This window comes from Candidatus Izemoplasmatales bacterium (assembly GCA_041649275.1).
Lineage (GTDB): Bacteria > Bacillota_I > Bacilli_A > Izemoplasmatales > Hujiaoplasmataceae > UBA12489.
Window position 1 is genome coordinate 57,523 of sequence record JBAZNL010000006.1, and the last position, 21,892, is coordinate 79,414.

Consider the following 21,892-nt stretch of genomic DNA (forward strand, 5'->3'; position numbering starts at 1 on the left):
ATGCTGCCGATCCTGCATCTGATCCTGTCGGCCGCCGTCGCCGTCCTCTACGCCGTCTTCGGCGCCGTTCCCGCCGGATTCCTCGGCGTCCTCGCCGTCACGGGCGTCTTCCTCGGGGCGCTCGTCGCCTGGCTCGCGATCCTCCTCGGGTTCCTGATCTTCGTCATGGTCGTCCTCAAGCTCGACCATACGAGCATGTTCAAGCATCGTCTCTTGCTCGCGTTCGTCCACTACTACTACGTCGTCATCCTCCGGGTGCGGCTGATCGCGACGGGACTCGAGAACCTTCCGCACGACGAAAACTTCGTGATCTATTCCAATCACATCGAGGCTTCGGATCCGATGTACCTGAAGCTCGTCTTCCGGCGCCATCCGGTGGCATTCATCTCCAAGGAGGTCCTCTTCAAGCAATTCCTCGTCGGTGACATGCTCGCCTCGATCGGATGCATCCCGATCTCGCCGAATGCCGATCGAACGGCGATGCAGTCGATCCTCGAGGGAATCAAGCGCGTCAAGGGGGGACAGCCCTTCGGGATCTATCCGGAGGGGCGCCGCACCTATTCGAACGACATCATCGCCTTCAAGCCAGGATCGTTCAAGCTGGCGACGAAGGCCGGGGCCGACATCATCCCGGTGGCGGTCTACGACATGCACGAGATCAATCGCAAGGGGCGCATCCTCCCTTGCAACGTGCGCCTCCATGTCTTTCCGCGGATCACGCCGGCCGAATACGAGGGCATCGACACCGTCGAACTCGCGAAGCGGGTCGAAACGATCGTCGCCGAAAAGATGGAGGAGTTCAAGCGCCTCTATCCGACACCGACCCATTCCCGCTGAATCCGACCGCCATCCGCCTTGCGAATGGCGGTTTTCCATCGTCAAATCGCGTCGGTGATGATACAATGGTATTAAGCGCGTAGCGCTCGCGGAGGAGAACCATGCCGAAGATCGTCTGTCTCGACATCGACGGAACGCTGCTGAACGAATACGGTCGCATCACCGAGACCACGCGGGTGGCAATCGAGCGGCTCAAGGCCGACAGTCATGTCGTGGTCATCGCCTCGGGGCGGACCTATGCGGAGATCGTGAAGATCGTCGCGCCACTCGCCCTGATGGAGTCCGATCGGGCCTTCTTCATCGCCTTCAACGGCGTCCTGACCGTTCGGACTCATCCGTTTGCGGTGATGATGAAGCGCATGCTCCACAAGGAGGATGTCCGCGCGATCGCAGCTGAACTGGTGCCGCGGGGATTCAAGCTGCACGTCTACGCCGAGAACCGCATCTACCTGTCCCACGACATCGTCCAGCATCTTGAGGCGTCTCCGGATGAACGAAAGCCGGTCATGCGCATCCACATGGAGACCTATGACCGCGACGACGCCGTCTACAAGATTCTCGTCCTCGACGATGCCGAACGGCTCGACGAACTCCGGCGCACGCTGCCGAAGGCGATCACGGAACGCTACTCTGTCTTCAAATCATGGGATCGCCTGCTCGAGTTCGTCCATCCGGAAGGAACGAAGGGCGCGGCGCTCGAAAACCTGTACCGAACGCTCAGAATTCCCCGCGAGGACGTCATTGCGATCGGGGACGAGGAAAACGACATCGCGATGATCAGGGCCGCCGGCATCGGCATTGCGATGGACAACGCCAAGCCAGGCGTCAAGGCGGCGGCCCGCTTCATCACCCTGTCCAACCGTCATGACGGCGTCGCCGCGGCGATCGCGCGTCACGTATACGATAAGGAGCGTGGAAACGATGGAATTTGAACTGGACCTGATCCGCTGGATGCAAAGTTTCAGCAACGGCTTCCTCGACGCGGTGTTCCAATTCTTCACGATGTTCGGCGAGGAACTGATCATCATCGGCGTGCTCGGGTACCTGTACTGGTGCCACGACAAGAAGGTCGGCGAGTATGTCGGCGTCACCGTCTTCATCTCGCTGTTCCTGAACAGCACGATCAAGACGATCGTCCAGCGGCCCCGTCCGTTCGTCGCCGACCCCGTCGGCGTCGAGAACATCCGCCCCGACACGGCCACCGGCTATGCTTTCCCCTCCGGTCACACGCAGGGGGCGGCGACCGTCTTCGGCAGCCTCTCGGCGTGGCTGAAGAAGCGTTGGCTCACGATCGCCTCGACGGTCGTCATCGTCCTTGTCGCCGTCAGCCGGATGTACCTCGGAGCCCACTATCTTTCGGACGTCGTTGTCGGCGCCGCGCTCGGCATCTTCCTCGCGGTCGGACTCCAGGTCGTCTTCTCGAAATACAGCGCCGCGACGCGACGGCTCTACGACGCGATCGCGATCGGCGGCGTGATCCTGGCGGTCGGCGTCTTCGTCTGGCGCTTCGCGACGATCGAAGCGGCCGGCGGACTGACCGACGCCGCCAACCTCTACGATAAGATGGAAGGCACCTTCAAGATGATCGGCGCGATGCTCGGATTCGTCCTCGGCGTCCGGTTCGAAGCGAAGAAGGTCGATTTCAAGAACCACCGGATCCTCTGGCGCAACCTGATCCGCTTCGCCTTGGGCGTCGCGATCGTGATGGGAATCCGCCTCGGATTGAAGGCGATCTTCGGGTTCATCGTCGACGGTACGGAGTTGCTTGAGGGTCAGAAGCTGCTCGCGGCGCTCGCCGTCCTCCTCGACGGGCTGCGCTACTTCGCGATGGTCTTCATCGCCATCGGCGTCTATCCGATGACGTTCTCGCTCTTCGCCCGGGAAACGGAGTATCGTTCATGAGAACCTACAACGAGACGCTTTACGACCGCGATACGATCATCCGATTCAATCGATATTATCTCGCGAACTTCTTCAAGAAGAACTTCTCGATCATCGCCGTCGGCGCCGCCGTCGCGGCCGGTTATTCCTTCTCGGTCGGCGAGTGGGAGACGGCGGTGCTGATCCTCGGCATGATCGTCGCCTACGCGATCCTGACATACGTGATCCAGATCACGACCCGCAACAAGGCGCTGAAGAAGAGCCCGATCGCGGAACATCCGATCATCCGAACATATCTCTTCGGCGACGAGGGCATCGAAATCGACGGCCGTTTCGTCCATCCAGAAAACGTCGAACCGGAGATGCGGGGCCCGAAGTCGAGGACGCTCAAGTACGATGAGATCGTCCGAATCGCGACCGGCAGGGAGTTCATGGTCATCTACGACAACGAACGAAGGACATACATCGTCGACCTCAAGTCGTTTGAGAATCCGATGCAGTACGGTGCACTACGGACCTTCCTCGCGCAAAGGTTCGGAAAAAGGTTCAAATAACGCTATCGAGCGTCATCTTCGGATGGCGCTCTTTCATTATTCTCGATTCCGGCGCCAAAAGCGGCCTTTAATCGATGATCTATTGACATTTTCAAACCGATCGCCTATGATTATACCAGATGGTATAGACCAGATGGTATAATCGAGGTTATTTACATGAAGAACACACCGATCGACCGCTCGTATTTTCTTCAAAACAATCCCCGGCTTCTGGAAGAGACTCTCGGAGAATTCTCGTCCAAAGGGTACGAAGCGGCCTCCCTGAACGAGATCCTGAAGCGATCCGCCTTCAACAAAGGCAGTTTCTACTACCGTTTTTCAGAGAAAATGGACCTGTTCATCGCGCTTCTGGAGACGCTTTTCGCAAGACATGCGGAAGAACTCGCCGCCGACCGCGCGACGATCCTCGAGAAAGAGAGCGTCCGCATCACGCTGAAGCTCATGATCTCGACGATGCACCGCCTTTGGGAGCGAGACCGACGCTATCTAGACCTCTATGCGAGGATCGATGACGAACGGATCGCGGACCGAAGCGAAATCGTGCATATCATCGATCGATCCCCGATCGAGGCATTTGTCGTCGAATCTACCGTAACCCTCGACGCGCTCGGCGAGAATCCGGAAAGGACGGCACTTTTCGCCAATCTCGCCAGAATGGTTCTGTACCGGATCGACGAAGTCGGTCGCAACGATCGGGGTTGGATCGATCCCGCGGTCCTCGCGGACGCGGTCATGAATGCCGCATTTGTGGATTTGAAGACAGATCATCGTCCCTGCGACCGTGAAACGGCGAGGATCGTCGCCGATTCCGATGACCATCGCCCGACGATGGAGATCGAATACTTCAAGGGCGAGATCCTCGCGATTTTCGGGCCTCTGGATCTCGCACGGACTCTCACGCGAAGGATTCCGGCGGGCCGTCGCCGTCCGGATTCATTGGCTTCCCTCGGAGCGTGGCTATTCGCCAGAGAGACCGATCCCGAGGAGAACTCGAGAGTTCCGCTCCGCGAGGAACGCACCCTACGCTGGAACCTGAAGCGGGTCGGAGAGCGTCCCGTGAACGGCGAAGACGACCTCGTCGATGAACTCGGACTTGCGGACGTCGGCGACATCCGCATCGACCGGCTGCCCGACGCCATGAGACGTTTCGTCCGAACGGCGGCTACGATCGCGTCCGGATCCGATCCGCTCGTCGTCGAAGAACCGTTCGAAGGCATCGGCGATCCGGAACGCAAGCGCATTTGCCAAATGTTGTTGAAAAGAAGAGGTAATGGAATTACAATAATACTATATGGCACCGATTTCGAATCGTTGATGGGTGTCGCCGATCGGATCGCCTTCATCGGCCGTTCGGGTACCGTCAAGACGGTCCCCGCCGCGGAACTGAATGCCCGCTACGGCGACCGCGTGATCGTCGTCGGGTATCGCGACCGCGGCTTCTCGAGGCAGGCACGATTCCCTGCCGCGATGGTCGGAGGATCGGATTTCGCGACATTCTTGAAAGGCAAGGACGTCGAATCGCTTGAAACGCGTACCATGTCGGGCGCGGAGATCTACCGCATCGAAACCGGGGAGGACCTTTCATGACGAAGACATTCATCAATCTCGTGCTGAGCGACCTGAAGAGACTGTGGAGCTATCGGATCATTCTCTTCATCGCGATCCTGTCGCTCGTCTTTTCGTTCGCGATCGCGCTGTTTCCGATGATCGATCCGACGAACTTCATCTATGTCAGCATCTTCATCCTTCCGGTCGTCGTCTTCTCGATCTCGCTCTTCATCGACCGCGAGGAGGGCACGCTGCTGCCCTTCGTGTTCTCGCCGCTCAAGTCCGCCTACCTCGTCTTCTCGAAGATCGTCTCGGCCTTCGTCGTGATGACGATTCCGATCGTCTTCTTCATCGCCGCCCTGGCCTTCGCCCGCTACGACATCAACTTCGGCCTCCTGTTCCTCGCCTATTCGCTCGGCATGGCGCTGCACATCCTGATCGGACTCTCTCTCTCCATCATCAGCAAGACCTCGGCGATCCTGTCGCTTTCCTACATCGGCTACATCGTGATCTTCTCGCTGACGGCGATCCTCTACAGCAACGGCATCATCCCGCTTCGTTTCCAGTATTATCTGATCATCTCCCCGGCGTTCCTCTCGGGCGTCCTCGTCGACAACATCGTCGCCGGCACGGCGTACTCCGAGGTCTGGCTGATCGCCCTCGCGGTCGGCCTTCAGATCGTCTACGGCGCCCTGCTCGCGCTCTTCATCGTCGTTCCCTACTTCAAGCACTACGTGATCGCCACCGAGACCCGGTGACGAACCCGGAAGAAAGCGGATTATCCATATCGCGATGATGCCCGTGAGAGGTGTCATCTTTTATGAAGGGGTGCTCCAGATGGAAACCAGACATTTCCTCGGATTCGACGGCGGCGGCACGAAGACGCATGCCTGCCTCATGGACGAACACGGCGCGATCGTGGCGCAGGCCTTCGGACCTGCCTCGTCGATCGACACCGTACCGCTCGAGACGTCGCTCACGAGCCTGATGACGACCTATGAAGCGCTCCCGGTCAAGCGTCCGCTTTCGGCCGTCTTCGCCGGACTCGGCGGCATCGCCGGCGAGCACGACAGAACCCGCTACGTCGCTTCCCTCAAGACCCTTCCGTTCGTTCCCGGGGACGCCGTCCTCGGCGCCGAGAACGACGTCGTCAACGCCCTCGCGAGCGGCAACGGCACGCTCGAGGGGATGGCCCTCATTATCGGTACCGGATCTGTCTGCTTCGGCATGAAGGAAGGCAGAAGCTGGCGCACCGGCGGCTACCATTTCAAGGAAGGCGACGCCGGCAGCGGCTTCGACCTCGGGTTCATGGCGCTCAAGCACTACGCCCGCGTCCTCGACGGCCGCCATCCCGACACCGTCTTCGGCGAAGCCCTCAGGGGCGCGCTCGGCATCCACGACTTCGCCAGGCTCGTCAAGTACTTCGACCAGATCAACCGCACCGAGGTCGCGAAGCTCGCGCCGATCGTCACGGCGTTCGCGACCGTCGACCAGTACGCCTACAAGATCGTCGTCGACGCCGCCGACGAGATCCGCCTGCTCGTCCAGACGGTCTACGAGAAGCTCGGCTTCACCGACTGCGACCTCACCGTCGTCGGCGGTCTCGGCAACGCCGACACCATCTACCGCGACCTGTTCCTCGGAAACATCCGCAAAGTCTCGCCCTCGATCCGCATCATCCGTCCCCTGTACGATCCGGCGCACGCCGCCGCGATGATCGCCCGGAGCCTCTTCGACGACGCGGGCGGGAGGCACGACCGATGATCCTTTTCGACGAAGCGAAGAAGACGTTCCACCTCTTCACCGCGAATACCTCATACGTCTGCCGGATCCTGCCCTCGGGGCATCTCGGCCACGTCTACTACGGCGCCCGGCTCGCCGATCCCGTCGATCCCGCCGCGCTCGAGATCGCGCACAGGATCGAGGTCGGCTCGCAGATCGTCTACGACGAGGCGGACCGCTCCTTCAACCTCAACCTCGCCCGTCTGGAGATCAGTTCCTACGGCAAGGGAGACTATCGCGACCCGATGGTCCACTTCCAGCTTTCGGACGGATCCCGGATCACCGACTTCAAGGTCGTCGGTCACGAGATCCTGGCCGACAAGCCGTCGTTCCCGGGTCTTCCCGAGACCGACGCGGGCGACCGCGGACCGATCCCGACACTCAGGGTCGAGGTCTTCGATCCCGTCGCGGGACTGGCGATCGACCTCTACTACGCCGTCTTCGAACAGGCGGACGCGATCGTCCGCCGGATCGTCGTCCGGAACGCGTCGAGCGAGCCGGCGACGATCAGGAAGTGCCTGTCGGCGGGCGTCGACTTCCCCGCCGGCGACTACGAGCTCGTGACGCTCGACGGCGCCTGGATCCGCGAGCGGCACGTCCACGACCGGACGCTCCGCCCCGGCATCGTCAAGATCGATTCGAAGCGCGGCGTCTCCTCCGCCGACCACAATCCCTTCGTCGCCGTCAAGCGGCCGTACACGACCGAGGATGCGGGGGACTGTTACGGCTTCGCGCTCGTCTACAGCGGAAACTTCGAGGCGACCGCCGAGGTCAACCCGCACGGCCTCCTGCGGACGATGATCGGGATCAACTCCTTCGACTTCGAATGGCGGCTCGAGCCCGGAGCCTCGTTTCTGACGCCGGAGGCCGTCCTCACCTACTCCGCCGAAGGCATGACGCGGCTCTCGCAGAACCTCCATACGGTCGTGAACGACCATCTCGTCAACCCCGCCTGGCGGAAGAAGGAGCGGCCGATCCTCGCCAACAACTGGGAAGCCACCTTCTTCGACTTCAACGAACGCCGGATCATGAGACTCGCCCGCCTCGCCAAAAAGGCGGGCGTCGAACTCTTCGTGCTCGACGACGGCTGGTTCGGACGCCGCGACGACGACACCACCTCGCTCGGCGACTGGGACGCCGACCGCCGCAAGCTGCCCGGCGGCGTCGCCGGCCTCGCCAAGAGGATCAACCGCCTCGGCCTGTCCTTCGGGATCTGGGTCGAGCCGGAGATGGTGAGTCCCGATTCCGACCTCTTCCGCGCGCATCCCGACTGGGCGATCCGCCATCCCGCCCGCCCCGCTTCGCTCGGACGGCACCAGCTCGTCCTCGACCTGACCCGGCCCGAGGTCCGCGACCACCTCTACGCGAAGCTGTGCGCGCTCTTCGACGGGGCGAACGTCGCCTACTGCAAGTGGGACATGAACCGCAGCCTCTCCGACGTCTTCTCGGGCGGGCTCGACGCGTCGCACCAGGGCGAGTTCTGGCACCGCTACGTCCTCGGCCTGTACGAACTCCTCGAGCGTCTGACAAGCCGCTATCCGGGAATCCTCTTCGAATCGTGCGCCTCCGGCGGAAACCGCTTCGACCTCGGGATGCTAAGGTACATGCCGCAGACGTGGACCTCCGACGACACCGACGGGATCGAGCGGCTCTACATCCAGTACGGCACCTCGATGGCGTATCCGCCGTCGACGATGGGGGCGCATGTGAGCGCCGTCCCGAACGCCCAGACGATCCGCTCGACGCCGCTCGAAACCCGGTTCAACACGGCGATCTTCGGACTGCTCGGCTACGAACTCGACTTCACGAAGCTGTCGCGCTTCGACCGCGCCGTAATCCGGCGTCAGATCGCCTTCTACAAGGAGCACCGCCGTCTCCTCCAGTTCGGGCGCTTCTACCGCCTGAAGAGTCCCTTTACGGGCAACGACTGCCTCTGGATGAGCGTCGCGGAGGACGGCCGCGAAGCCGTCGTCGGCCTCTACCAGGTGCTCGCGAAGCCGAACGGACCGGCCGAACGCGTGCCCGTCGCCGGCCTCACCGAGGACGCGGAGTACCGGATCGAGAACCGCCGCCAGTATTTCAACCTGCGCACCTTCGGCGACCTCGCACGGCACGCGCTGCCGATCCGCCTGCCGGCGAAGGGCGTCCTCTTCCATCTCCTCGCGAACCACTACTTGATGCCCGCGGAGACGGAGGACCTGACCGTCGGGGGCGACGTCCTGAAAAACCTCGGTTTCGTTCCGAAGCAGCGCTTCATCGGTTCCGGCTACAACGCCGACGTCCGCCTGATGGGCGATTTCGGCTCCCGCGTCTACCACCTCAAGGCATTGGAAAGGACGACCCCACGATGAGAAAGAACATTCCCCTGAACTTCGACTGGCTCTTCGCACCCGTTTTCGAAGAAGGCTACCCGACCGCAGCCGCGCTGCCGGAGGGAATGACCTCCGTGTCGATCCCGCACACGGTGAAGGAACTGCCGCTGAACGACTTCGACGAGCGCGACTACCAGTTCGTCTCCTCCTACGTGCGCGATTTCGAGACTCCCGCGACCGATGAAGGCGACCGCACCTTCATCCGTTTCGGCGCCGTCATGACCGTCGCCGAGGTCTGGATGAACGGCACCTTCGTCGGCAGGCACGAGGGCGGCTTCACCCCGTTTGCGTTCGACGTCACCGACCTCTTGAAGAAGGACGGGACCAACCGCCTGTTCGTCAAGGTCGATTCCCGCGAAATCAAGGACGTCCCGCCCTTCGGGAACGTCGTCGACTACCTCTGCTACGGCGGGATCTACCGCGAGGTTGAACTCCAGGTGCGTCCGAAACGACACCTCGAGCGTCTGTTCGTCCGAACCTCCGAAGCGCCGAGCCTGGCGCTCGAGGACATGATCCTCGACGTCCGCGGAACCCTCTCCGAAGAATCCGCCGGCGCGCTCTCGGCGGTCGTTTCGATCCGTCGCGACGCCGTCGAGGCGTTCCGGTTCGACATCGTGCCGCAGATCGACGGCCGGACCTTCGATGTGCAATACGAGTGCCACGGGGTCGAACGCTGGAACCTCGAATCGCCGGTCCTCTACGACATCGAGGTCGCCGTCCTGCTGGATGGCGTCGAGTTCGACCGCGAGGTCGTGCGCTTCGGCTTCCGCACCGCCCAGTTCACCCACGAGGGCTTCGTCCTGAACAACCGCAAGATCAAGCTCGTCGGTCTCAACCGCCACCAGAGCTATCCCTACGTCGGCTACGCGATGCCGAAGCGGATCCAGGCGAAGGACGCCGAAATCCTCAAGAACGAACTCGGGGTGAATCTCGTCCGTACCTCGCACTACATGCAGAGCGACCACTTCATCGACCGCTGCGACGAACTCGGCCTGCTCGTCTTCGAGGAGATCCCCGGCTGGCAGTACATCGGCGACGAGCACTTCAAGCAGCTGTCCTGCGAGAACCTGGAGGCGATGATCAGGGCCCACGCGAACCATCCGTCGATCGTGCTCTGGGGCGTCCGCATCAACGAATCCCCCGACGACCACGACTTCTACGAGAAGACCAACGAGATCGCCCACGCCCTCGACGATTCCCGCCAGACCGGCGGCGTCCGCAACTTCAGGGGCAGCGAGCTGCTCGAGGACGTGTACACCTACAACGACTTCAGCCACGTCGGCGACAACCCCGGCCTGATAAGGCCGCGCAAGGCGGCGAAGGCCGAGGTTCCCTACCTCGTCACCGAGCACAACGGCCACATCTTCCCGACGAAGAAGTACGACCACGAGGCGAAGCGCGTCGAGCACGCGCTCCGGCACATGCGCGTGATCGACGCCAGTTTCGCCCGCGAGGACGCCTGCGGCGCGATCGGCTGGTGCATGAACGACTACAACACCCACGTCGACTTCGGTTCCGGCGACCGGATCTGCTACCACGGGGTGATGGACATGTTCCGCCTCCCGAAATACGCCGCGGCGGCCTACGCCTCGCAGCGGCAGGATCGCCCGATGCTCGTCGTCGCCTCGACGATGGCGATGGGCGACCACGCCCTCTCGCGGATCCCGCCGACCGTCGTCTTCACGAACTGCGACTACGTCAAGGTGTACAAGAACGACACCTACATCGACACCTTCTATTCCGCCTGGAAGGACTATCCGAACGCTCCCTACGCCCCGGTCGTCGTCGACGACTACTACGGCGACCAGATCGAGAAGAACGAGGACTATCCGAAGCGGACCGCGCGGATGGTGAAGAAGGTGCTCGTCGCCTTCGGCCGGCACGGCATGGACCTGCCGCTTTCCGACAAGCTCCGCGCCCTCTGGCTGATGACCGTCAAGGGCTTCACCTTCGCCGAGGCCGAACGCCTTTACGGCAAGTACATCGGCGACTGGGGGAAGGAAGGCGCGAAATACGTCTACGAGGGGTATCGGGACGACAAGCCGGTCGTCGCGGTCACGAAGGGCGCGCACCGGTCGATGGTCCTCTCGGCCGTCGCCGACGATTCCGTCCTGGTCCACGGCGACACCTACGACGCCACCCGGATCGTGGTCCGGATGACGGACGAGCGCGGAAACGAGCTCCCCTACGCCTTCGACGCGTTCACGGTGGAAACGACTCCGGGCCTCGCGGTGATCGGACCGAGGGTCCAGTCGCTGCTCGGCGGCTCCGTCGGCGTCTACGTGAAGACGACCGGGATCCGCGGGCAACAGACCGTCACGATCCGTCCCGAAGGGCGCCCCGCCCTGGAAGTCGCGATCCGAATCGACTGAAACGATACAAAAAAAAGGATTCCGGCCGGAATCCTTTTTCAATGTCGGTCAATCGGCCAGGCCGTTGTTCGCGAGGAAGACGTAGACGACCTGGACCGGGATCGCGAACGATTCCTCGTCCGAATCCTCGGATCCCCAGGCGTTGATGCCGAGGAGGTTCCCGTCGAGGTCGACGAGCGCGCCGCCCGAAGAACCCTCGTGGATCGTGGCGCTGTGGTAGAGCACCTTGTAGGGGGCGTTCTCGATCGTCTCGAGGGCGATGAACTCGCCGAAGGTGACGTTGTTCTCGACCGAAAGCGGATTTCCGACGGCGAGCACGAGTTCCCCGGGAGTCAGCCGCGTGCGCAGCCGCGTCGTCCAGTCGATGAGTTCGACCGTCGTCCGGTTCTGCTTCGCAAAGCGGAGGACGGCGAGGTCGAGATCGGCGTCCTGACAGACGAGTTCGGCCGGTTGGGCTTCGTCGTCGCCGAAGGCGATGATCTCGTACGAGGCGGTATAGCCGAGGTCGTCGATCACGTGATGGTTGGTCAGAACGTAGTAGTAGCCATCGCGATCAAGGAAGACGACTCCGGATCCGGAGGAGGACGCCTCGACGAGCGTCTGGGTGATGCCGGGGAAGATCTGACCGATGCGGTAGACGGTCGAATGGACCTGGACGTTGACCCGACGGATGTGGTTGCGGGTGGCGAGGAGGACGTCGTTGTACGCGTCGACGTTGTTCAGGTGGTAGTTGGGCGAGCTGTAGTACGGGTAGGCGTAGTAGTCCCCGTCGAGGTAGGTGAAGGTGCCTTCTCCGGTGATCGCCGCGGTCGTCGCGGTGGTGGTGCGGACGGGGAAGGGGAAGTAGAAGCCGGCGCAGCCGAAAAGCGACAGCGAAAGGGCTGCGACGAGAAGCGCCAGGATCCGTTTCATGGACTCACCCACCTTTGCGCGCCCTCGCGGCAATTGCCGCGAAGGAGCGGGAAAACATACGGAATGGAGATAAAAACCGAAAGAAAGCCGGGGACGAGGTTGTGATTTCCGAGGAATGCTATATAATTGAAGTTGATATCTATGATTTCGTACCCGGAGGTGCCCATGCCTGACAATCTCGATTTCAAGACCTATTTCGATCTCGCCATCTACGGTGCGCTCGGACTAGGCGCCCTGTTCGGGTTTCTGAAAGGATTCAAGAAGTCGATCTGGTCGTTCCTCACGTACCTGCTTCTGATCGTGGGGTTCTTCGTCACGATCGGACCCGTCTCGGACTTCCTGTGGTCCTACGAGAACCCCCAGATCGGGTCCCTGCTCGGGCAGTACCTCGAGGGGATGATCCCGGGGATCGGGACCGCGAACTCGATCGGCGGCGCGGTCACGGTCGCGGCCGGCCACTTCGCCGGCACGGATTACGCGGACCTGCTCGCCAACGCCCATCTTCTCGCCCTCGTCGAGGGCATCGGGACGTTCGTCCTAAAAATCGTCTATGCCGTCCTATATTTTACCATATTCTGGCTCATTTATAAAATCATCTGCGCGATTCTCTTCGCGATTTTCCTGAAGGGCGGCTCCAAGAACGACAAGTACCGCTCCAAGAACCGCTTGCTCGGCGCCGTCTTCGGCGTCCTCGAAGCCGCCGTCGGCGTCTTCGTCCTGATCGTCTCGCTCTCCGGCCTGTTCGACATCGTCAAGAGCATGACGACCCTGATCCCGACCGAAGAGGAGACCGTCGAGCTCGAGTTCCCGCGTAGCAGCGTCTACGAGGCCTCGCAATCGATGCTCACGGCGTTCACGATGCCGACGATCCCGCCCGAACTCCAGGACCAGCTCGACATGATGAACGAACTGGTCGCGGCCTACGACGCGAACCTCGCCGTCCAACTGTCCTCGCAGCTCACCTTCGACGACGGCGGCACCCCCGTTCCGCTGACCTTCCACCTGTTCGACACGGTCCTGTCGATCGACGTCGATACGTCCGAAACCGAGACCGAACGGATCGCCTTCCGCCACGAACTCTCGGTGTTCGCCGGCATCGCCGGTTATGCCCTCGGCATGGAGGTCGTCGAGACCGGCGATCTCTCCACGATCACGAGCGACGACGTCACCGCCGTCTTCAACATGCTCGGGCAGTCCGACCTGATCACCACCCTCATCCCGCTCGGAATCGAGGTCGCCGCCGACATCTCGGACATCGAACTCGAATTGCCGACGGAAGAACTCTACGCCCTCGACTGGGCGGCCGAACTCGACAAGCTCGGCGTCATCGCCGCGGTCGGCTTCGACATCGTCAACGCCACCGGCTACTTCGAAGACGACATCGACCTGAACACGGTCACCGTCGACGGCGACATGGTCCGCGACCTGTTCGACTCGCTCGCCGACTCGGACCTCGTCAACCTCGCCGTCCTCGTCGCGATCGAACCGGTCCTCGAAATGGCCGGCGACCAGGTCAACGCCATCATCACGGTTCCCGCCGACATCGTCTGGGCCGACGAGTTCCGCGCGATGGGCGCCTTCCTCGGGGCGGTGCTCGACACCGGCCTCACGATGGGCGACATCCAGGGCGAGGCCGGAGCGAACTACAGCGCGATCCTGAGTGCCGTCGCCGCCGTCGACTTCACCCTCCTGCTCGATTCCAAACTCTTCACCAACGCGGTCGTGAACGTCCTTTCGGGCGCCGTCGCGCTGCCGGGACTCGCCGATTTCATCGTCGTCCCCGCCGACATCGTCTGGTACGACGTCTATGACGACGACGGCAACCTCGTCGTCGCCGGCGAACTCCGCAACATCCTCCTCGCCATCAACGCGGTCGTCGCGGTCGCGGCCGGCATCGACTTCGAGAACATCGGCATCGCCGACATCGCGCTGTTGACCGACGACACGATCGACGCCCTCTTCCAGTCGCAGGTGCTCGTCGCGTCGCTGTCGGCGCAACTCGCCGCGCTCGATACCGGCGGATTCGAGCTGATCGTCCCCGACGCCGTCAAGGATGCGAACGGCTACATCGTCAAGGAAGAATTCATCGCCGTCGCCCGCGCCCTCAAGCTCGCCGCCGAGACGCTCCTCTGCGACGAGGGCGACGATGCCTGCGCCGAGATGGGCTTCGACGTCGGCAAGATCTTCACCCTCACGGGCGCAGACCTCGACGTCATCCTCGCCTCCCAGGTCCTCACCGCCACCCTCGGCAACTACGTGAACACGATGGAAATCGAGCAGCTCGTCGTCCCCGGCAGCGCCCGCACGTCGATCCTGGTCGACGAACTCCCGCTCGAAGTCATCTCCGCCGAAGAAATCCGAAACGTCTTCGCCGCCGTGCTCGCGCTCGGCATCGACGACTTCGAGAACTTCGAATTCTCCGCTGCGATCCTCGTCAACCTCGAGGGCGACGTCCCCGGCGAACTCGACGACGACAAACTCGATTCGCTCTTCGCCTCTTCGATCCTCCGCGCCACGATCGCCAAGGTCCTGCTCGACATGACCGGCGGCGCGGACTCGATCGTGGTCGTCCCGTCGCTCGACGTCAACGGCGACCCGATCCTGTACGACGACCCGATCGACGGCACCGACATGATCGACGCCGGGGAACTCGCCGCGATCCTCAAGGGCGTCTACGCCCTCGACCTCGACTTCGAGAACTTCAGCATGGACGACATCGGCCCGATCATCGACAACATCGACCTTCTGCTCGATTCGGCGATTCTGCATGCGACCGTCTCCGACCTGCTCATCAACCTCGAGGGCGGGATGATCGTCGTCCCGGACGCCTACGGCGATCCGGAAGAAGCGGTCAAGCTGACCGTCGGCGGCACGCCGTTCATCGTCCGCGCCGAACTCGACAGGATCTTCGACGCGCTCACGCTCCTCGACATCACCAACTTCGACGCGCTCGCGCTCGACGCCACGATCATCGACAAGTTCGCCTCCGAGGCCGATCCCACGGTGCTCGACGAGGGCAAGCTCGACACGATGTTCGCCTCGGTGATCCTCCGGGCGTCCGTTTCGAAGATGGTGCTCGATCTCATCGAGGTCGAACCCGGCCAGGAGGCGATGGTCGTGATCCCCGACTTCGACGTCGACGGTGTCCCCGTCACCTTCGTCGACCACGGCTTCGACTACGTCTCGACCGACGAACTGAAGGCGATCCTGCGCTCCTTCAAGGCGCTCGGTTTCAACGATTTCGCGACCATGTCCTTCACCGACCTCGGTCCGATCCTCGACAACATCGGAACCCTGCTCGATTCGGCGGTCCTGCACGCGACCATCTCCGACGTCCTCCTCGACCTCGCCACCCCGCCGGTCGGCGAGGAGGCGACGATCGTGATCCCGACCGTCCACGGCGACGGTCTCGACGCGTTCTACGTCCAGGCCGTGTCCGGAACCACCACCTACATCGCCAAGTCGGAACTGATCAACATCATCGACTCGCTCACGATCCTCGGCATCACCTCGACCGAAAGCATCGCCTTCGACGCCTCGATCATCGAGAACCTCGAATCGGAGGAAACCCCGGGGACGCTCGACGGCGACAAGCTGGACACGCTGTTCTCCTCGTATATCCTGCGCGCGACGATCTCGAAGATGCTCCTCGACCTGACCGCCGCCGATCCGGGGGAAGACCCGCTCGTGATCGTCCCCGAGACCGACTGGGACGGCATCCCCGTGAAGTACCTCGATCACGGCGTCGATTACGTCTCCCAGGCGGAACTCGAGAACGTCCTGAAGGCGCTCTTCAGCCTCGGCATCACCGACTTCAACAACGTCTCCTCGCTCTCGCTCGACAACGTGATGGCGCATTTCGAAGACCTCATCGTCTCGGCGATCCTGCATGCGACGATCTCCAAGCAGATCCTCGACATCGAGGCCGACATGATCGTCGTCCCCGACGCCTACACCTTCGATTACGGTCTTCCGACCGAAGCGGACGTCGAGATCGTCCGCACCGTCGGCGTCCTCACCCCCGTCGAGTTGATCAGCGAATCCGAGCTGACGGCCATGTTCGACGCGATCGAACTGCTCGGCTTCACCGATTTCTCGGTCTCGCTCGACGCCTCGATCATCTCCACCCTTCAGGTCGAAGGCGACCCGACGACGCTCGATCCCGCGAAACTCGACGTCCTCTTCGGATCCGCCATCATCCACGCCTCGATCTCCAACATGTTCGACGACCTGACCGCCGCCGATCCCGGCGAGGATCCGCTCGTGATCGTCCCCGAAACCGACTGGGACGGAGTCCCGGTCGTCTATGACGATCCGCTGACGGCGATCGAGTACGTCGCCGTCGCCGAGCTCGAGAACGTCCTCTCCGCCCTCAACAGCCTCGGCATCACCGACTTCAACAACGTCTCCTCGCTCTCGCTCGACAACGTGATGGCGCACTTCGACGATCTGATCGCCTCCGCCATCCTCCATGCGACGATCTCCAAGCAGATCCTCGACATCGACGCCGCGATGATCGTCGTTCCCTCCGACTACACCCGCGACTACGGACTTCCGACGGAAGAAGACGTCGAGATCGTCCGCGCCGTCGGGCTCGCCGATCCCGTCGACCTGGTCGACCCCGACGAATTGAGCGCGATGTTCGACGCGATCGAGCTGCTCGGCTTCACCGACTTCTCGGTCTCGCTCGACGCCTCGATCATCTCCACCCTCCAGGTCGACGGCGACCCGACGACGCTCGATTCCGCGAAACTCGACGTCCTGTTCGGATCCGCGATCATCCACGCCTCGATCTCCAACATGTTCGACGATCTGACCGCCGCCGATCCCGGCGAGGATCCGCTCGTGATCGTTCCCGAGACCGACTGGGACGGGCTCCCGGTCATCTACGACGATCCGCTCACGGCGATCGAATACATCGCCGTCGCCGAGCTCGAGAGCGTCCTTTCCGCCCTCAACAGCCTCGGCATCACCGACTTCGACAACGTCTCCTCGCTCTCGCTCGAGAACGTGATGGCGCACTTCGACGAACTGATCGCCTCGGCGATCCTGCATGCGACGATCTCCAAGCAGATCCTCGACATCGAGGCCGAGATGATCGTCGTTCCCGACGACTATACGATGAACTACGGACTGCCGGGGGAGACCGCCATCGAGATCACACGCCAGATCGGCGCCGTCGATCCGGTCACGATGATCTCCGCCGACGAGCTCGGCGCGATGTTCGATTCGCTCGAACTGCTCGGCTTCACCGACTTCTCGGTCGCGCTCGACGCGACCGTCATCGACCGGCTCGAGGACGAGATCGACCCGACCACCCTCGACCAGTCGAAACTCAACACGCTCTTCGCCTCGGCCATCATCCACGCGTCGTTCTCGAAGATGTTCTTCGACCTCACCGCCGCCGATCCGGGAGAAGAAGCGCTCGTGGTCGTCCCCGAACAGGACGTCGACGGCATCGCCGTCCTTTACACCGACCTCCTCGTCGAGTATGTCTCGATCGCCGAACTCGACGCCACCCTCTACGCCCTCCATGCCCTGAACGTCAGCGACTTCAACGCCGTCGACGCCCTCGACATGGACACGATCATCGCCGAGATGGACGTGCTCCTCGATTCCGCGATCATGCACGCGACGATCTCCAAGCAGATCCTCGGGATCGACATGCTCGTCGTCCCGTACGTCGACGCCACCGGCGCGACCGACATCCGCGTCACCGTCCTTGCGACCGAATTCATCGACAAGGCCGAACTCGCGGACCTCTTCGACGCGCTCAAGAAACTCGGCATCTCCGGCGACCTCTCGCAGTTCTCCGGCGACGTCGACTACTCGGCGTTCTTCGACGACGCCAAGCGGACCGTCATCCTCTCGTCCGCGATCATGCACGCGATGATCTCCGACACGCTCGTCAACTTCGATCCCGAAACCGTCCAGGTGCCCTTCTACGCCGAGACCGGTTCGACGCCCGCGGACTTGGTCCGTATCACCGTCGGCGATCCGGGCTTCACCACCGAATTCGTGAAGAAGGTCGAGATCGACGCCTTCTTCGTCGGTCTCCGCACCCTCGGCATCGACGGCAACATCGAGAACTTCGACGGCACCCTGAACCTCGCCGCCCTCTTCGACGAGACCGAGCGCGACGACGTCCTCGACTCCGTCATCCTGCAGGCGCGCATCTCGAAGGAGATCTTCAACCTCGGCGCCGCCGTGGTCGACGTCCCCTACCTCGCCGCGGACGGGACGACCGCGATCCGCGTGACCGTCGGCAGCGACGAGACCGCGACCGAGTACGTCCTCAAGAGCGAGCTCGTGAACCTCTTCGTCGGTCTCGCGCAACTCGGCTTCTCCGGCGACATCCAGAACTTCGACGGCGAGGTGAGCATGACGTCGCTCTTCGAGACGGTGCCGCGCGCGGAGATCCTCGCTTCCGCGACGCTTCACGCCCGCATCTCCTCCGAACTGACCGGTCTCGGCGCCGAAACGCTTTCGATCCCCTACGTCGGCGCAGACGGCATCACCGAGATCCGCACGACCGTCGGCGACGTCGGCTACGAAACCGAATACGTCGATGCCACGGAACTCGCCCGCATGTTCGAGGCGCTCGAACTGCTCGGCTTCACCGGCGACATCCAGGGCTTCGACGGCAACATCTCCGCCGCCGCCCTCTTCCGCGACGACGACCCGACCTATGAGCGTTCGACCGTGCTCTCCTCCGCCATCGTGCACGCCAAGATCTCCGAGGAACTGATCGGACTCGGGGCCACGCTCGCGATCCCCTATACCGCCGCGGACGGCGTCACGGCCGTGCGCGCGACGGTCGGCGACGTCGGCTTCACGACCGAATACATCGTCGATGGCGAACTCGACAATCTCTTCGAAGCGATGGAACTGCTCGGATTCTCGGGCGACGTCCTCGGCGAAGGCTTCACCGGCGACTTCAACCTGACGGCGCTCTTCGACGAGGTCAAGCGCCCCGAGGTGCTTTCCTCCGCGATCATCCACGCCAAGATCTCGGTCGAGCTGGCCAACCTCGGCGCCGCGACCCTCGCGATCCCGTACACCGCCGCGGACGGCGTCACCGCCGTGCGCGCGACGGTCGGCGACGTCGGCTTCACGACCGAATGCATCGTCGAAGGCGAACTCGACAGTCTCTTCGAGGCGATGGAACTGCTCGGCTTCTCGGGCGACGTCCTTGGCGCCGGATTCACGGGCGACTTCGACCTGACGGCCCTCTTCGACGAAGCCAAGCGTCCCGAGGTGCTTTCCTCCGCGATCATCCACGCCAAGATCTCGACCGAACTGGCCAACCTCGACACCGCCACCCTCGCGATCCCCTACACCGCCGCGGACGGTACGAGCGCCGTGCGCGAGACGGTCGGGGACGTCGGCTTCACGACCGAATACATTGTCGAAGGCGAACTCGACAACCTCTTCAACGCGATGAAACTGCTGGGCTTCTCGGGCGACGTCCTCGGCGCCGGATTCACGGGCGACTTCGACCTGACCCCGCTCTTCGACGACATCAAGCGTCCGCAGGTCCTTTCCTCCGCGATCATCCACGCCAAGATCTCGACGGAGCTGGCCAACCTCGGAGCCGCCACGCTCGCGATCCCCTACGGGACCGAAGATTACGACGAACTCGTCGCCGCGACCCACGTCCGCACGACCGTCGGCGCGGTCGGCTTCACGACCGAATACATCGTCGAAGACGAACTCGGATACCTGTTCGACGGCCTCGAGACGCTCGGCTTCTCCGGCGACGTCCTCACCGAGTTCTCCGGCGACATCAACATCTCCGCCTTCTACGATCCAGTCCAGCGCGCTTCCGTGCTCCGGTCGGCGATCCTCCAGGCGAAGATCTCGCTCGAGATGTTCAACCTCGGCTCAAGCACCATGCTCGTGCCGACGACCGACGTCGACGGCGTCGTCGTCCGCCTCTCCGCGGGTCCCCTCGGACTCGAGACGGACTACATCACCAAGGCCGAGATCGGCCACCTGTTCGACGCGCTCGGCGTCCTCGGACTCTCCGGCGACACCAACTTCTCGGGCGCGGTCAACCTCGCCAACGTCGAAGACTCCTCCGACCAGGACATCCTCTTCGCCTCGGCGTCGATGCACGCGACCATCTCCCAGACGGTCCTCGGCCTCGACGACGACGACATCCTGATCGTCCCGGCCTACACCCAGGACGGCGCCATCGCCGCAAACGCGGTCCGACTCGCCGTGACCGGCACCGACTTCATCGCCAAGGGCGAGCTCAAGCACCTGATCGACGCCCTGCTCGCGATGGGGTACGGCGACCTCTCGATCGCGGCTTCGATCGACACCTCCAAGTTCTTCACCGAAACGGCCACGATCCTCGCCTCCGCGACGATGCAGGCGACGATCTCCGCGGAAGTCCTCGCCTGGGACGACGGCGGCCTCGACGACGCCCTCACGATTCCGGCCTACACGATCGCCGGCGACGCCGACGCGAACAGGATCCGCCGGACCGTAGGGACCGTCGACTATGTCGACCGCGACGAGCTCGGAAGGCTCTTCACCGCCCTCGACGCGATGGGATTCTCCGACCTCGACAGCTTCGGCGGTGGCATCTCCTCCGACCGGTTCTTCGCCCAGAAGGCGACGATCCTGCTCTCGGCGATCATGCACGCGACGATCTCCGACCAATTGCTCAACGACACCGGCGGAGCGCTCCTGGTCCCCGACACCGACGTCGAAAACGGCGACGCGGCGATCCGCGTGACCGTCTCCGGCACCGAATTCATCACCGTCGCCGAGATCAGCGACCTGCTCGACGCCCTCGACGCGATGGGTCTCAAGGACTTCGGCGCCCTCGACATCTCGCTCGAGAACATCTTCGACGCCGATTTCGCCGTCCTCCTCGCCTCCGCCTCGATGCAGGCGACGATCTCCGATTCGCTCCTCGCCGCCCCGACGAAGGACGAGACGACGATGGTCGCGGGTTCCAGCGACCTGGTCGTCCCGACCGTGTTCCGTCAGGACATCACCGTCGGCCTCGCCGCCTACGTGCAGATCGAGGAAGCGGAACTGCTCGCTCTCCTCGACGGCCTCGACAAGCTCGGATTCACCTCGTTCGGCTCCGCGATGAACGTCGGCACGATCAACTCGCTCTCCTATGCGACCCAGATGGACATCTACGAGTCCGGATCGCTTCACGTCACCGTCCACAACATGCTTCTCGGCAACCCGACGGTCGACGTCCCGGACAAGGCCAAGGAAACGCTGTACGGCATCGTCGGACTGACCAAGGCCGCCGAGGTCGCGTACTTCATCGTCGGCGTCAACCAGCTCGTCGGCGTCAACTTCACGAACGCCTCGTTCGATCTCACGTCGTTCGTCACCATGGATGCGAACAAGCGCGACATCATGTTCGACTCGATGATCATCCGCAACATCGTCACGCCGCAGGTCGAGCAGGCCGTCAGCGACATGAACGCCGCCGTCTTCCCGCTGCCGCCGCTCTACACGATCGTCGCCACGGACTACGAAGACGACAACGCGGCCACGTTCATGACCGAAGCCGGCATCGAGCGCTACATCGCCTTCGTCGACTGATCCGCAACATCCGCCACTGCTTCAAGGAGGGACTTCGGTCCCTCCCTTTTTTTCA

Annotated in this window: 11 protein-coding genes; 10 read left to right on the forward strand and 1 reads right to left on the reverse strand. The window is 62.7% G+C overall.

Annotation, left to right across the window (positions count from 1 at the left end):
• The 9 genes from WC509_05275 to WC509_05315 all read left to right on the forward strand — a co-directional run bounded on the left by WC509_05275 (position 1) and on the right by WC509_05315 (position 11,346).
• Positions 1-837, forward strand: coding sequence for a lysophospholipid acyltransferase family protein (locus tag WC509_05275; protein ID MFA5006854.1), 837 nt, complete (start codon positions 1-3; stop codon positions 835-837).
• Between the two features lie 101 nt (positions 838-938).
• Positions 939-1,769: a Cof-type HAD-IIB family hydrolase gene (locus WC509_05280; GenBank protein MFA5006855.1), complete on the forward strand. Its 831-nt coding sequence runs from the start codon at positions 939-941 to the stop codon at positions 1,767-1,769.
• Positions 1,759-2,739, forward strand: coding sequence for a phosphatase PAP2 family protein (locus tag WC509_05285; GenBank protein MFA5006856.1), 981 nt, complete (start codon positions 1,759-1,761; stop codon positions 2,737-2,739). Before WC509_05280 ends, WC509_05285 begins: the two co-directional genes overlap by 11 nt.
• Positions 2,736-3,272 (forward strand): hypothetical protein, encoded by a 537-nt coding sequence (locus WC509_05290; GenBank protein ID MFA5006857.1) that lies wholly within the window; start codon positions 2,736-2,738, stop codon positions 3,270-3,272. The genes WC509_05285 and WC509_05290 overlap by 4 nt, the downstream gene beginning before the upstream one ends.
• Positions 3,273-3,428: 156 nt before the next feature.
• Complete coding sequence (locus WC509_05295; GenBank protein MFA5006858.1) at positions 3,429-4,859, forward strand: TetR family transcriptional regulator; 1,431 nt, start codon at positions 3,429-3,431, stop codon at positions 4,857-4,859.
• Complete coding sequence (locus WC509_05300; protein MFA5006859.1) at positions 4,856-5,578, forward strand: hypothetical protein; 723 nt, start codon at positions 4,856-4,858, stop codon at positions 5,576-5,578. Before WC509_05295 ends, WC509_05300 begins: the two co-directional genes overlap by 4 nt.
• 79 nt (positions 5,579-5,657) lie before the next feature.
• On the forward strand, positions 5,658-6,584 hold the full coding sequence (locus WC509_05305; GenBank protein ID MFA5006860.1) for a BadF/BadG/BcrA/BcrD ATPase family protein: 927 nt from the start codon (positions 5,658-5,660) through the stop codon (positions 6,582-6,584).
• Positions 6,581-8,953, forward strand: coding sequence for an alpha-galactosidase (locus tag WC509_05310; protein ID MFA5006861.1), 2,373 nt, complete (start codon positions 6,581-6,583; stop codon positions 8,951-8,953). The genes WC509_05305 and WC509_05310 overlap by 4 nt, the downstream gene beginning before the upstream one ends.
• The gene (locus WC509_05315) at positions 8,950-11,346 is read left to right on the forward strand and encodes a glycoside hydrolase family 2 TIM barrel-domain containing protein (protein MFA5006862.1); all 2,397 of its coding nucleotides are present in this window, start codon (positions 8,950-8,952) and stop codon (positions 11,344-11,346) included. The genes WC509_05310 and WC509_05315 overlap by 4 nt, the downstream gene beginning before the upstream one ends.
• Positions 11,347-11,394: 48 nt before the next feature.
• Here the strand turns inward: WC509_05315 and WC509_05320 are convergent, their stop codons facing one another.
• Positions 11,395-12,258 carry a trypsin-like peptidase domain-containing protein gene (locus WC509_05320; GenBank protein MFA5006863.1) on the reverse strand — a complete coding sequence of 288 codons (864 nt, stop codon included), beginning with the start codon at positions 12,256-12,258 and terminating at the stop codon, positions 11,395-11,397.
• Positions 12,259-12,423: 165 nt separating this feature from the next.
• Here WC509_05320 and WC509_05325 point away from each other — a divergent pair, with 165 nt between their 5' ends.
• Positions 12,424-21,837 carry a hypothetical protein gene (locus tag WC509_05325; protein MFA5006864.1) on the forward strand — a complete coding sequence of 3,138 codons (9,414 nt, stop codon included), beginning with the start codon at positions 12,424-12,426 and terminating at the stop codon, positions 21,835-21,837.
• Positions 21,838-21,892 lie beyond the last annotated feature (55 nt).